The sequence below is a fragment of the Bacillus sp. FSL R5-0439 genome (assembly GCF_038008805.1).
Lineage (GTDB): Bacteria > Bacillota > Bacilli > Bacillales > Bacillaceae > Bacillus > Bacillus safensis.
Genome location: NZ_JBBOZW010000001.1, coordinates 1697834 through 1711244, shown reverse-complemented (window position 1 = coordinate 1711244; position 13411 = coordinate 1697834). Strand labels below are relative to the sequence as shown.

At 37.0% G+C, this 13411-nt stretch carries 15 protein-coding genes and 1 pseudogene; 2 read left to right on the top strand and 14 right to left on the bottom strand.

The window, feature by feature from the left end; all coding sequences use genetic code 11:
- Positions 1–13: 13 nt before the first annotated feature.
- Together NST59_RS08620 and NST59_RS08615 are read right to left on the bottom strand one after the other, a co-directional pair.
- Entirely contained in the window at positions 14–247 is a 234-nt protein-coding gene (locus tag NST59_RS08620; RefSeq protein ID WP_024425111.1) for a hypothetical protein, read from the bottom strand.
- 455 nt (positions 248–702) lie between these two features.
- Positions 703–1815 carry a response regulator aspartate phosphatase gene (locus NST59_RS08615; RefSeq protein WP_039178848.1) on the bottom strand — a complete coding sequence of 371 codons (1113 nt, stop codon included), beginning with the start codon at positions 1813–1815 and terminating at the stop codon, positions 703–705.
- 604 nt (positions 1816–2419) lie between these two features.
- On the opposite strand from NST59_RS08615, the gene NST59_RS08610 reads away from it, so the two are divergent.
- Positions 2420–2791 (top strand): iron chaperone, encoded by a 372-nt coding sequence (locus NST59_RS08610; RefSeq protein WP_151284310.1) that lies wholly within the window; start codon positions 2420–2422, stop codon positions 2789–2791.
- A 52-nt stretch (positions 2792–2843) separates the two neighbouring features.
- On the opposite strand, the gene NST59_RS08605 is transcribed toward NST59_RS08610, so the two are convergent.
- The gene (locus NST59_RS08605) at positions 2844–3425 is read right to left on the bottom strand and encodes an undecaprenyl-diphosphatase (RefSeq protein ID WP_151284309.1); all 582 of its coding nucleotides are present in this window, start codon (positions 3423–3425) and stop codon (positions 2844–2846) included.
- Between the two features lie 228 nt (positions 3426–3653).
- Between NST59_RS08605 and NST59_RS08600 the strand changes: the two genes are divergently transcribed.
- A complete protein-coding gene (locus NST59_RS08600) occupies positions 3654–4115 on the top strand; it encodes a macro domain-containing protein (RefSeq protein ID WP_151284308.1) in 462 nt (153 codons plus the stop codon).
- An 87-nt stretch (positions 4116–4202) separates the two neighbouring features.
- Here NST59_RS08600 and NST59_RS08595 read toward each other — a convergent pair whose 3' ends face one another.
- The 11 genes and pseudogenes from NST59_RS08595 to NST59_RS08540 form a co-directional block, all read right to left on the bottom strand.
- On the bottom strand, positions 4203–4685 hold the full coding sequence (locus NST59_RS08595) for an immunity protein YezG family protein (protein WP_058837633.1): 483 nt from the start codon (positions 4683–4685) through the stop codon (positions 4203–4205).
- A gap of 7 nt (positions 4686–4692) precedes the next feature.
- Complete coding sequence (locus NST59_RS08590; RefSeq protein WP_151284307.1) at positions 4693–6621, bottom strand: T7SS effector LXG polymorphic toxin; 1929 nt, start codon at positions 6619–6621, stop codon at positions 4693–4695.
- A gap of 115 nt (positions 6622–6736) precedes the next feature.
- The gene (locus NST59_RS08585) at positions 6737–6871 is read right to left on the bottom strand and encodes a hypothetical protein (RefSeq protein ID WP_260853792.1); all 135 of its coding nucleotides are present in this window, start codon (positions 6869–6871) and stop codon (positions 6737–6739) included.
- Positions 6872–6873: 2 nt separating this feature from the next.
- Positions 6874–7965, bottom strand: a complete 1092-nt coding sequence (locus tag NST59_RS08580) for a Rap family tetratricopeptide repeat protein (RefSeq protein ID WP_144494808.1) — start codon at positions 7963–7965, stop codon at positions 6874–6876.
- Between the two features lie 413 nt (positions 7966–8378).
- Positions 8379–8996, bottom strand: a complete 618-nt coding sequence (locus tag NST59_RS08575) for a hypothetical protein (RefSeq protein ID WP_144494810.1) — start codon at positions 8994–8996, stop codon at positions 8379–8381.
- Between the two features lie 246 nt (positions 8997–9242).
- Positions 9243–9413, bottom strand: a complete 171-nt coding sequence (locus NST59_RS08570) for a hypothetical protein (protein ID WP_186366069.1) — start codon at positions 9411–9413, stop codon at positions 9243–9245.
- 46 nt (positions 9414–9459) lie between these two features.
- A pseudogene (locus NST59_RS08560) lies at positions 9460–10056 on the bottom strand (XkdF-like putative serine protease domain-containing protein); the annotation flags it as partial.
- Positions 10057–10401: 345 nt separating this feature from the next.
- Positions 10402–10770 (bottom strand): nuclear transport factor 2 family protein, encoded by a 369-nt coding sequence (locus NST59_RS08555; protein WP_073980114.1) that lies wholly within the window; start codon positions 10768–10770, stop codon positions 10402–10404.
- A 445-nt stretch (positions 10771–11215) separates the two neighbouring features.
- Positions 11216–11467 (bottom strand): hypothetical protein, encoded by a 252-nt coding sequence (locus NST59_RS08550; RefSeq protein WP_144494812.1) that lies wholly within the window; start codon positions 11465–11467, stop codon positions 11216–11218.
- 67 nt (positions 11468–11534) lie between these two features.
- Positions 11535–11879: a structural protein gene (locus NST59_RS08545; protein ID WP_144490505.1), complete on the bottom strand. Its 345-nt coding sequence runs from the start codon at positions 11877–11879 to the stop codon at positions 11535–11537.
- A gap of 448 nt (positions 11880–12327) precedes the next feature.
- Positions 12328–12813: an SMI1/KNR4 family protein gene (locus tag NST59_RS08540; RefSeq protein ID WP_186315123.1), complete on the bottom strand. Its 486-nt coding sequence runs from the start codon at positions 12811–12813 to the stop codon at positions 12328–12330.
- Positions 12814–13411: the final 598 nt, after the last annotated feature.

Below are 13411 nucleotides of genomic sequence, written 5' to 3'. Positions count from 1 at the left end.
ATGTGATCTTACACTAATAACTCCTCACATAAAATCCAGGAGGGCGCCCCATGATGAACGTAGAACCATATGGATATCCAGAAAATGTCCCGAATCCTCCGTACCCGGGAAAACCGCCTAAGCCAGAGAATACACCAGGGCTCAAATAATATCCGCCAAAGCCGATATGGGAACCAACTGGCCCAATATGTGCCCCGCCTCCGCTAAAACCGCCTCCATGAAAACCACCATAAACCCGTGGATACATACAATCACCTGCCTTCAAATCAGACCTTATCTCATCATATGCATGACAAAAGGGGCGGTGCTCCTGCTTTTTCTTTTCCTTCTATGTACATTAGACCAATTTGATAAAATTTGAATGAAAAGTCCTGCAAAAAATTAAATTAAGCAAAGAAAAGTGACCTTTTTAACTTGTTGCTCTGCCCTATGTTTATTTAGAATAATGGAGCAGGTAATAAATTTGCACACCCCCTTTGTTGCGAATTCTTCTTATTAAACGTTCTTGCAGCGTTTAATAAGAAGAGCCTATTAAAACACAAAAAACCCTTGCTGACGATATCAACAAGGGCGAGAGATACATGGTATTAACCACCAATGATTTTTTCTGCAACTTCGAATGAACCCGCTACATTTTGCGATAGAACAGTCGCAGCGACCGCTAAACCAACAACAAATAATACTTTTAGTCCTGTTTTCATCTTAAATCAACCCCATTCTTTTCATATGTAAATCTGCTTCTAAACTTTTGTTCAAGTAAAAAACAGACTGCTCATAAAGTGCTTGCTTTTCACAATATTTTGCTGCAAATTGTGATAGCTCTTTTACTTCATGATATTCATTCTTCTCTTCTAACTTTCTTAATTTCTCATCAATTTGCTGAAATCTTTGTGGCGCATGCGTTAAGTAAAGATCATGTACGATGCCTATTTTTAGCTGAAACACTTCATGCGAAGCATCCTTTATTCTGGCATATGCAGCCTCTATATATTGGCTTGCACGCTGCTTTTCACCAATCACACAGAGTTCCCGGCTGATCAGATACGTAGAATGGAAAAAGAAATCTGAATCATAGTACTCTTGATGGGACAGTGCTTTTTCAAGATGACGTATCGATTCCTTCGGTTTGTTCCAAAATGAATATAAAATGGCCACATTGTGATGAAGCTGAGCCAGCATAAAATCATCCTGCTCGCTTGTCAAAACTTCTTCTGCCAGACGATAATTCTCAAGCGCCTCTTCATACCGGCCGATCTCCGTTAGATTCGCTGCTATAAGAGAGTATGAAAGGGCCGTTCTTCTTTCATACTGCTTGTGCCGCTTATAGACGTGGAGCGCTCTGCGGATATAGCTTAATGAGAGCATGATATGACTAAGCCGGTAATAAAGCCATGCCACTTTAAAATCGAAATCAGCACGTTCTATCTCACTTGGAATTTTATCTAAGAGCTTTTCAGCACTTTGATACATTTGTAATGCAACCTCATAATTACCTTGATGCTGCTCATACACACCCTCATAAAAATCGAAATAATAGGCAAGACGGTTAGACAGGTCATCTTCTTTTTTTCCATAATGACCCTCTATACTTTTCGTTGAAACATTGCCCTTTTGCCCTCTTAAATTGTACATAAGAATGTGATGCCTCTTCTCAAGAAGAGAATAGTATATGAGGATATCCGCATCGTCAATTTCCTCTACCGCTTGTTTCGCTTTGGCAAATAACCGTTCTGCCTCATCTGCATGATCTTTTTTGATTTCCATGTTCCAGTCATTTAATAATGATGCCAATTCCGCAACAGGAACTTTGCTCATTCTACACCCCCAATCACCTTCAGCTGCAGCACATGATTTCACTAAATATGGAACTTCTATTAGCAATTGCTAATTCGTCCATTTGACATCATTTTAATATGAATCACTTGAATCTTCAATAACCGTTTCCAATGAAAGTGCGTTTCTTTCTTCTAGTCAATGATATTTGCGAAAAAATTCCGCCTTTTTTTAAAATAAACATCTCGAGATGAAATGAAAAAAGCCCATTGTTAGGGCTTTCTAATCTTATGATGGTTAATACCGCATCATTTCAAAGACTATTTTGTGCGATTCTCCTAATGAACAGTAAACTAATGATCAGCGCAGCTTTTCATTTATCCAGTTTCTTTATATAATATGATCAATCACTTACACGCCTCAGTAGCTCTAGAAGGGAAGAGCGCCGTAAAACAAATTGTAGCTGGCGGGTCGCAAGGCAAGGGTTTCAGAAGCACCGAAAAGCACACGAGCTGAGACAGGTGAAATTCCTGTCGGTGAAATTCCGTAGGGAAGCGTGTTGCCCCTAGCCTATGCTTACGAAAGGAGTGCGGGTTCGAATCCCGTCTGAGGCTTATGAGGTCGATGGAAATGGAGGATAAACATCATGCATGTGTTTGAAGAATATACTAGCAAAATCGGTAACCCCGAGCTGAAGCAGCGCACTCAAGACATCTTACAATGGGTAGAAGACACATTCCCTCAATTAGAGCCAAGAATTGCTTGGAATCAGCCTATGTTCACAGATCACGGCACATTTATTATTGGATTTAGCGTCGCAAAACATCACATTTCTGTCGCACCAGAAGGAAAAGGAATTGATCAATTTTCAGCTGACATTGTACAAGCTGGGTATGATCATGGCAAAAAGATGTTTCGCATGAAAGAAAGCTTGCCAGTTGATTATCCTCTCCTGAAAAAAATGATCGAATTTAATATCGAAGACAAAGCGGATTGTTCAACATTTTGGCGAAAATAAACAGTACCCCGATCTCAGCCGTTAACAGATCGGGGTATTTTACTGCTGCATGTTATTTTGTTCTCTTCCCTACCAATTTCTGTTCAAGCCATTCATAGCATGACAAGATGGAATTAACACTTTTTTGAAATATCGGCAAATACACAACAGCAGCGGCTGTTAAACACGCTATAGCAGCTCCTGCGAAGACATCAAATGGATAATGAACACCTACCCAAATCCTTGAAAATCCAACAGCACACGCAATGATCAGCCAATAAAAATGGCGTTTATGAAACAGCCAAAAGATCAGGAAAATCGAAAAAATAAAGATGGTATGATCACTCGGAAACGAGTTATTCACTTCTTTTTGAATCAAAAGATTGACGTGGCTCATTTCTGCAAAGGGCTGCTGATTGAAATAAAACACCCCTGCGATTTTCCCAAGTAACTCTGCCAATATGAAGGTCAGTCCAGCAGAAACGACCATCGCCCTATTGTACCTGCTGCGATTTTGAAACCATACAAACAAACACATGAGCGCTGCTAGCAGCACTGTATATTCAGCTAGTCCAATAAATATCGGATTCATGGAACCATAATCAATACTGAGCTGATTCACCCACCTAAATAAATCTTCATTAAATTCCCGCATCTCATTTCATCCCTTTTTACTTGATTTACGATAAGGATAATGGAAATGAGATGTCTACCTCCATCGATCGAACGAACAAACCATGGAATCATATGACAGGTTTGTCACTTTGCTGTCACTTGAACATCATGTACTAACTAAAAACTCATCAAAGGCTATTAAATTACAGGAACAAAACTGTTATAATAGAACATAAGTTTGCATTATATCAAAAAGGGGTTACTGCATATGATCAAAACGGTAGACGGTAATATATTAGAGGCAAGCGAAGACATCATTTGTCACCAGGTGAACTGTAAAGGAATCATGGGAGCTGGATTAGCGAAACAGATCAAAAGCAAATATCCGAATGTGTTCAAAGATTATAAACAGTTATGTACAGAACAAGGAGATAACTTGTTAAGCTCCATTCAACTCATCACAACAAAAGATGGAAAAACAATTGCCAACCTATTTGCCCAAGCTGGGTATGGAAGAACAAGAAAGCAAACCGACTACGATGCTTTACGCAGCTGCTTTCAACACCTAAAGGATACAGTGACACAATCACCTGAAGAGAAAAACCAAACGTCCATCGCCATTCCATATGGGATTGGCTGCGGCTTGGCCGGTGGCGATTGGACGATTGTTGAAGAGATGATTGAAGAAGAACTGGGTGATTGTGAGGTGACGGTTTATCGGTTTAAATAAAGAGAAGTTTTATTGTTAATTAAAAGTAGTCATTAAAGAATAAAAGCACCATTCTGCCTGGAACGGTGCTCTTTCTATGCAAGTAAACTAGTTATCATTCTTTTCTTTGTTCTTAATATATTCAATCACAAATTCTCGATCTTCCTGATCTTCTGGAAGTATTCCAATATTTTGATACATCCATATCTCCTGTTTTTGAACTTCATCTATTCCATCTTCTAATATATTTGAAAAATCATATTCGATGGAAAACTCCCCTTTGTTATTTAATTTTAATGTTGCACTAGTCCACACATCAGTATTAATTTCTTTATCATTAACCCACAATTCTTTAAACAAAGCATGTAAATTTAGAAGTAAATCTTCATAAATATTTTCACTTACATTAAACGTTTCTGGAATATCATGAGAATAGATATACTCTTTATCACAGTCTGTTTTAAAGAAAAAAAACACTTCTGATGAATCTTCGAGTACTTCAGCATAAAGAATAATTTTATACCAATCAGTTGGTATAATTTCATTAACCTCTTCTGCGATTTTCTTAAATAGATCTGCTTGATTTTGCACCTTTTTGTCAACCTCCTGCTTGATTCTGTATCACAACAGTTCTTTTCAATTTTCCCTCTATTGTATAATTTACTTTAAATTCTGTTGGCCTCAATGAGTCACTATTGTATAGGGGTTTAATTTCTACGTTAACTTTTTTGGGCGGGTTTGCACTTAGAGCCTTTATCCATGTTTGCTCCATCTTGTACCATTTCCCACCGCTTCTATTAATCTGTGAATTCATCGGAACAAGGTTATCAATATCCCCAGAACCTTTAAAAATAGAGGCAATCAAGTGACCTCCGTCATCATCTAGTAATCGATCAGGCTTTCCTGAATTGGATTGGGCATATTGGTTTCTTTTGACCTCTCCGTATTTTAAATCACTTGCTTCGACTTTGACAATACGTCCGTAGTGATCGGTTGTATAGGTGTAGCCTTGCTTTGTTGAATAAACAACATTTGGTTTTAATACTTTTTTACGTTTCCATCTCACATAGTGATCTCCGTAGCTAACAACAGTCGGTGGTGATTTTGGTGCTGGTAATCGTCTGCCTGTCTTAGAGATTCCGTATCCTGAATTGTTGTCTAGACGCTTTGCCATAGAGAGGAGTTTATTTTTGAGATTTTCTCCGTCAAACACGTTATACGGCAGCTTCAGGCCGCCAGCCATTTGAAATTTTGGTGAGTATGGCAATAGATTCGGAATAGAAACTCTGTCTAATGATTTTGCTCCTTGTTCAAGGCCTTTCTTCACCGTTGTTTTTGCCGCTGTTGTCCCCGTTTTTGTAATGGCTCCTGCACCTTTAGAACCAAAGACAATTTCTGCTAGAGAACCAGTCGCATAGGCAAACCAGTGTGATCGAGAATATGCATCACCATCAATGACTTCTTTTTGGAATGAGTCTGAAATCGACTTTCCAATCGCTTTCGATGTTTCAATTGGATGGGAAACAGCCGTTACGACCGATTCAACGGCACCTCCAGGATCTGTCACAAGATCATAGATGCCAACTACTGTATCTTTGGCTACATCATATAGACCTACTGCTGCACCTTTTACAACATCAACGAACCCCTCTGAGGCTTCTTCCTGCGCTTTGATCTGGAGAAGCTGGCTGTAATACATTTTTTGATCGTAAGAAAGATTCTCATAACCAATTTCGTCTACAATCTCAAAGTATTTCTCTTCTGATAAACAAGAAGGATCGTTGAGCTTTTCCTTCAATTCTTTGATTCTTCGTTTCTCTTTTTCTTCTTTTTTCACTTTTAAATATGCTTTCACCTGTGCATCGATTTTATCATGATTCTTGTACACATCTGTCTCATGAAATGCTTTTGCATCGTAATACATGGGCTGCGCATTTTTTCCTTTTCCTGTAGCAGCCATCATCTTTGCATAAAAAGTTGAGAGGTGTTTTTCAATCGCTTCTGATTTTGCGTATTCTGTTTTTAGCTCATGATCTATTTTATGTACAGCCTCAATTGCATCTTTTCTTTTTTTGTTCGCATCATCTAAATGTTCATTGACCTCTTTACTTGAAAATACATTCAGTTCTATGAGATCACTGATGTCATCAAAAATAGTGGAGAGAGCTTCTTTTTGTTCCTTAACCATATCTTTATTATTCTGAATCCCTTGTTTCAGTTGAGCGTCTAAGAAATGCTCATCAATAAATGTACTCCCGCCTAACGTTTCATCATCAAGCTTTCCTTTTACCCCATCTAAAAAAGCTTTTTGCATATCAATAAAATCAAGATAAGTGTCCGTGTAAAGCGCAAGATCCTCATAAAAGGCTTTGATATTGTCTGCACCTTTTCCAGTAAATTCATCACCTAATCCCGACACACTTTTTAATGCTTTTTTCACATGCTGCATTTCGTCTCGAAGCTCCTGATAGACTTTTGACCTTTGTTCGACAGCTGATAGTAAAGATGGAGCATCTAATATTTTCATATAAAAAAGACTCCTTTTATGGAATATTCTTTTACTAGAATACCATAAGGAGTCTGACACTTTAATCCACTTTATTGTTTTTTAACCAATTATCCTCCGTAGTGTGGATTCCCTTTTATGATCCTGCACCTCTAGAGAAAAGCAACACTACCTCATTTTTAGCATTTGCCTGAGTTTGTTCTCCAGCAGGCATTCCAAGAATTGCACATAATAGCAAAGCAGTAGTAATCATCATCATTATTTTTTTCATGATCATATGACCTCCTTTCCTATTAGCGTACAAGATTTTAAAGCCAATTCCAAGAAGTAGTTACTTTCTTCATAAAGATTTAACTTCTTATAAATGGAAGCAACATCAGGAGCTAAAGCCTCTATATCAACATATGCTTTTCTTTCTTCCAAAAGACATAGCCCTTTCTTGATATCTTCATAGCTTTCCTGTGGTGTTGTATAACATTTCTCAAGGATATTGAATTTCAACATAAAGTTTGTGTTCTGCTGTTCTTTAGAGAAGTTTTTCCCCTCAGTAACCCAACTTATTGCCTGATCCAACTGATTTGATTTGTAGCTTGATCTTGCAAATTCATACGCACATTGTAAGTATGAAACAGGAGCTGACTGTTTTAGATCATCTGCGGAAATTGCTTTGTTGAAATATTCAATTGCTTCTATATGTTGGTCATCCTGAATTTTGAGAAATCCCAAATCATAATAAGCCAACGCTAACAATCTCTTATCATTCTTTTCAATCAATCTATCGACACAATCCAAAAGCATCCGTTCAGCTTTGTCTAGTCTACCGTCATCAATCAAATTCAGTGCCAACAACATCTTACAGTTTATGGTTTGTATGCTGTAACCTTCATGACCTTTGTAGATGTCCTTTGCTGTTTGTAGATGATGGTGAGAAAGAAGCGTGACTTTATTGAAATAGTAGAGTGTGCCAATTTTATAATGGAACTCAGCCTTTTCAATTTCATCATGTACCTTGTCCAACTGTCTCTCAGCTACTCTGAATAAGACTAGGGCTTCTGAATAGTTATTCTTTGCACTCTCATACATACCTTTGAAAAGATAAAAGTAAAACCTTAGCATATCATCTGTTTTGACTCTTTCACTTTCTGTTATTGTTGGTTGCCCCACTAAATCCTCCATCAGTACCTTAAATCTGTAATCAAGAATATTGAAATAAAGTAACACATCTTGATTTTCTTCCATTTCGCCTAACATTTCTTGAATCTCATCCCTCAGCTCTACCGCTTGTGAAACTTCCCTCTTTTTAATATGTAAATACCATTTGTTGAGCGTGTTTGCTACATCTACAGAAGAAATCAAATTCGACATCCCATTACCCCCTTGCTATCATTTCCTTTGTATAATTTTAACACGTAATTTACAACATATGTAAAGACAAGGTGTTCATTTTAAAAGTTTTCGGTATCCCGCAAAATGCAAACATACTTATCTATAAAAGGTATGTTTTATGTAGAGTGCTTTAAAAGAGGAACGACATGGCAGTAGTGTAACACAAGAGGTAACAGAGCTTTCTAAAGGATATAATACAAAGTAGAACGCAAGTTGCCGCCTCAAAACTCAAAACATGAAGAATTGCTTAGAAGTGATATTGAAGTTGGTAGCATAGAAACAAATTTAAAACATTTTATTTAGAAACACTAATTCTCTTTTCAACATATATTTACATTTCATTTTCTTATTTTGTGAATATAAAAAAACTGAGCCAGAAGCTGCCCTTTTTCCTAATCTTCAGGGTCCTCAAAGATACCGAGAATTTCATTCACATCGTACTGATAAAGTTCATACAGACTGTGATCTGTAATCTCGCCTCTTTTTATTCTTTGATTAAGAACAAACATCAGATCGATTGGTTCTCTTTCATAAGATATCATGTCATCATCTGCATCATTAAAATATAATACTGGCTTGTTTAAAAAGGAATGTGATTTAGGCTTAGTAAAGTATGTCCACTTTACTTGCGGATAGTTTCTCCTAATGGTTTCCCCATAATATATACCAATATCCATTGCTATTGCATAGTCCACTTTTGCAATTTCAACTGGATTAGCCAATAAGCTCTTTTTTTCATCTTCATAAATAAAATCAGGATATTGCCTTAATTCTTCTAATTCTCTACCAATCTCTTCTTCTGATAGTTCATAAATCTCCACCTGAGATAAAAACCAACTATAGATATCTATAAGTGACTCGGGGGTGAAATTAAAGTCCACCTCTCCATTAGTAACATTTTTCAAAACTTCAATCCGTAGTGGTATCTGATTAACAAACCAATCGAAGAGAATTTTAGCCTCTTTTTTTGATAAAGTTTCAAAGGATTCCATTATAATTGGTGGTTCCATTAATACATACTCCATTAAATTTCTCCCTCATATTTTAATTATTTTTGGATATTGGCTATACTGATTTAACTCAGTTGCATTTTATGGTTTGCTTGCTCAATTCTACCAGTATTTGTGCTTATAATGAAGTAGTACTACTTTACTTTATCAATCAATTCAATTTTTTTAATCGGAAATCTTTAACCACTTGTTTCCTTACAAGAATGAGAAGTGTTCTACAACCTATATTTGATACATCGATCCAAATTATTTGCATCTTGTGGACCTAAACATCCCTACAGCTGCGGCCATTTCTTTTGCGACTTCTACAGGTGGATTAGTTTTGCTTCCAGCCAAGTCATCAGTAAACAGAATCTCTTGTGTGATTTCCACAAAATCTTGCAGTGCTGCTCTCACCTTTTCAGGATCAGTCTTCATCGTAGTAAGAATCCGATTTATACAAAACGGAATTCAGTGCATCTTGTGCCGCCCAAAACTCACGACGCATGCGGCCTTTGTCGTATCGGTTCTTTACTTCTCCTTTTGATAAAAAGAAGTTTTTAAGCAAAGAAAAAAGCCCCTTCTCTTAAGAAGCTGGCTCACACTCTTGTTTTCCTATGTCTGCTGTTCCGGCCATTGAATATCCGGCTGTTATATCCGGCGGGATCTCGCTCTTTTGAATCTGTTCCCAAATTTCATCGGAAGCCTTCGTCACAGGTACACACGATCCTTTCTTGATAACCTCATCGCCCAATTCAAAGTCAGACGGAACAATTTACGATTCAACGACTTCTCCGACACCGCCTTGGAAATCCTGCTGTTTGTCGATCTCACGTGCATCCTTCAGTAACCCATGAGCGGCTTTTTCGATTTCTTCTGGTGTCATGTAATCCCCATGTGCATCAGCTACGTTTGGTTCGTATACAATACCGTACACAAGACGCTGCGCATCATCAGCTTTCGCAATGACCTTGATTTCCTTTTGAAAGTCTGGCAGCTTTTCTGACTTCATAAAAAAGAACTGCTTTTGATTAGCAGCCTTGTCCACGTATGAAACGTGTGTGATTTTTGCATTTATCAATTCACGTTAGAATATGAAGCCTCCTGAATGTGAAGCTCATTGTACATTGACACAAAGTACCCAACTTTTATCGATTAGATTTATGACTAATTGGCAATAGTAACATGTTCTTTTCGCATTCCGGCAATCGGGACAAGAACTTGTACCGATAAAATAAAAAGCCGCTAAAATAGCGACTTCAATGGGGACCATGTTCTTGTCCCTCAACAATCTTTAATAAACGGAGCAAATTTGTCCCTGGACAATTTTCTGTACCATTCATACGGAGTATCCCTCAACCGTGTTTAACCTCACATCGTATCAGTTTTAAGTGCATGTGATTGATGTTCTTGTCCCTGGACATCTTTAATCAATCTTACACGGTCTAAAAGTTTCATGTTTAGCTTCATACTCTTCTATTAATCGGATTTTATTTCCATCAAATCTAATCTTTGATATACCATCAAATGAATAAAGTTGTTCTTCTTTTGCTTTAAAAAACCATTCTACAAAAAATAAGGTATCATTTACTTGATGAATATTTTTTATCTTCCATTCTAAAACAACTTGCTTCAGTAACATTTTCTTGATCCACAAATGGACTTCCTCTATACCCACATACATTGCTCCATAACATTCGCGGTAGATAATATCATCAGAAAAATACGTATCTAAAAACGTAAAATCTCTAGTTACCCACATAAAGAAATATTCTTTTATAATTTTTTCTTTCATAAGTACTCCTCTATTTTTTAATTAACCGCAGTTCTTAACTAGTGTTTTGAATCTATTATATCAAAATGAACAAAAAAAAAAGTTCTTGGTTGGAATTTATGTCATTCTACACTCATTCGCTTTATTGGTGCACTTTAAAGCCTTGTTATATTAGCGGTGTACCAAGTACACTAAGTACACCTATTATAATGTATAAGGAGAATGTGAAGCTGCCGCGCTCTCGTTTAAGCTTGGGGGCGTGCCAAGCCCCTCGCCTATACGAAAAAGGGGTGCTCTTGTAAAGAACACACCCCTTTATTTAGGTAACTTAAATTCCGTTAAAAGAAAAGAGCCAATGATAATTACATCATTGGCTCTTCTTAACTTTAAAGATATAGTTTCTTTCAATCCACACTCCTCAAGGGAGCGACAAGCTAATAATACCAATCGTTCTAGCAAAGTCTAGTCAATTATTAGGTTTATTTGTTGCATCAATGTAATGCTTATTAGATTTCTTATTCTCTATAATATCTTCAGTCCTACCCAAAAGCATTTGAATTTCTTTTCTATTATACTGCTTTTTTATTTTCTCTTTAAATGCTGTTTGTTGATTAATAGTTGATTTATGCATCTTTTTCCCAAATTGTTTCAAATAAATCCCGGTGTATTTACTCTGTTCAAATGATGTAAATTCGTTGGTTTCGTTAATTTCATTCATAAGAAATCACCTCCTAAACATATATCGGAGGTGATTTGGAAATTTTCAGGTGTTCACTGAATTGGTTCTATTTAATGTAAAATTCGCTAGTGTAGAATGTTCCAAGAGTTGCAATATGATTGCCCTTTTTGTCGTAACGTTCTACATCCACTCTAAATCGATAAGTACCTTTTTTGTTACCAAATGACTCTTTGATGTCAAATTGATCATAAAGTTTTTCACCTGGGTTAAGCGGGTTCGGGGAGTTTGTTTTAATTGTCTCCCACTTGCCATTAACCTTTCTTTGTGAAATTAAATTGGGACCAGCACTAAAATCGTTGTGGTTTTGCACCGGAATTCGTACGACCTTATCCTCTCCAATTTTGTGATTTGCTTTTGTTGGATTGGCAGATACACCAAATTTTGATGCCATGCTCATCATCTCCCTCTTTATATTTTTGCGCTCCTATCCCTCACCAAAGCACCTGCAGCCATACACCCAAAAGACGACTGTTCCCATCAAATCATCGTTTCCTCCGGATACGGCCGCCGCAGACCAGCTGCTATCCAGGCTCAGAATGTCCCTCTCGTATTGCCACATTCCTCAACACCTTTGTTCCGTATCCAGATACGCCATTGATAAGGGAAAGACGCGTCTTCCAATAAAAAATGCGGACACCAATCAAGGCACTTAAAGTGCTCAATAATCAGCGTCCGCAGGTTCTTCCTTCTGGACAAAATATTCACGTTCGTTTTGCTTGTCTCTATCATACGATGACCCACGCATGAAAAAAGGTCCCCATTTTATCCTCCTTTTTGTCGGCTTTTTCTCCGCATTACAAATAAAAATAGTGCCCATAAACATGGACACTTTGGTTCTATTATTCCCAAAACGCATCGCCTTCAGAATTAATATACTTCTGAAGAAAAGTTTCAAAATCTACATCAAGCAGCCTATATTCTAGACCGTCTTCAAATAGATAAAGGTTGGAATTTCCCTTATTTATCATCAAGTAGCACCCTTCAAAAAGAGCAGCAATAGCTGTTCCATCAACCTGATCAAAAAAATCATTAGACAACTCGGATTCGATTTCTTCTAAACTGAAAATGTGTAATCCTCCACCCACCTTGTTCCCAAAAACTATGTCTTCAAATATTCTTGCGCCATTATGTAGACATAAAAACTCTTTGAAATCGTCAGGCAATGCATGATGTTTCTTTTCAAATTGTTTTATATTTTCTTGATCGGCTGGAGCATTGAAGGTACAGCATTTTTCATAGACTTCACCGTCTACCGAGAAATTGATGGTGTTCTTCTCATCTAATTGATTTTCAAGCTTTTCTAATATCTGCACGATCCTACTCAATCTTTCACCTTCTATCTATATCCTCTCCAACAAGGAGAAACCTCTTGTTGATGCAACGTTCTTGTGAGTGCATATAAATTACCCATTTTATTATCTCCACCATATTCTAAAGGAATAACATGTTGAATGTCTAAACTAGACCAATCCCATTTAGAATCTCCGTATTTACTAATATACATCTGATATATTAATTTCGGATGTCCTTATCTCTCTTTACTCTATCTTCAGGCTTATACCATTTCATATTTGCTTTTGTTGGTGATGGTAATGATTTACCACTATGATTTCTCATCAATCCCTTGAAGTAATCACAATTGTTCAGATTTCATCCTACCACTCCTTGAAAGTTCATATGGAAATTTTCTTGTAATCTATCTAATTCTGAAAATCGTTTGTATTTTTACAAAAACACCCTTGAATTTTTTATAAAATATAGGATAATTAGGTATATCAAAATAAACAAGCGAGGGTTTTAAATGAGATTTAAAAAAATTATAACTTGTTCCGCGTTATCCTTTGCTTTACTTGTTTCTGCATCTCCTGCATTTGCTTCAACTTCTAATGCAGACAGCAACATGAGTCAAAAGGTAATAACTCC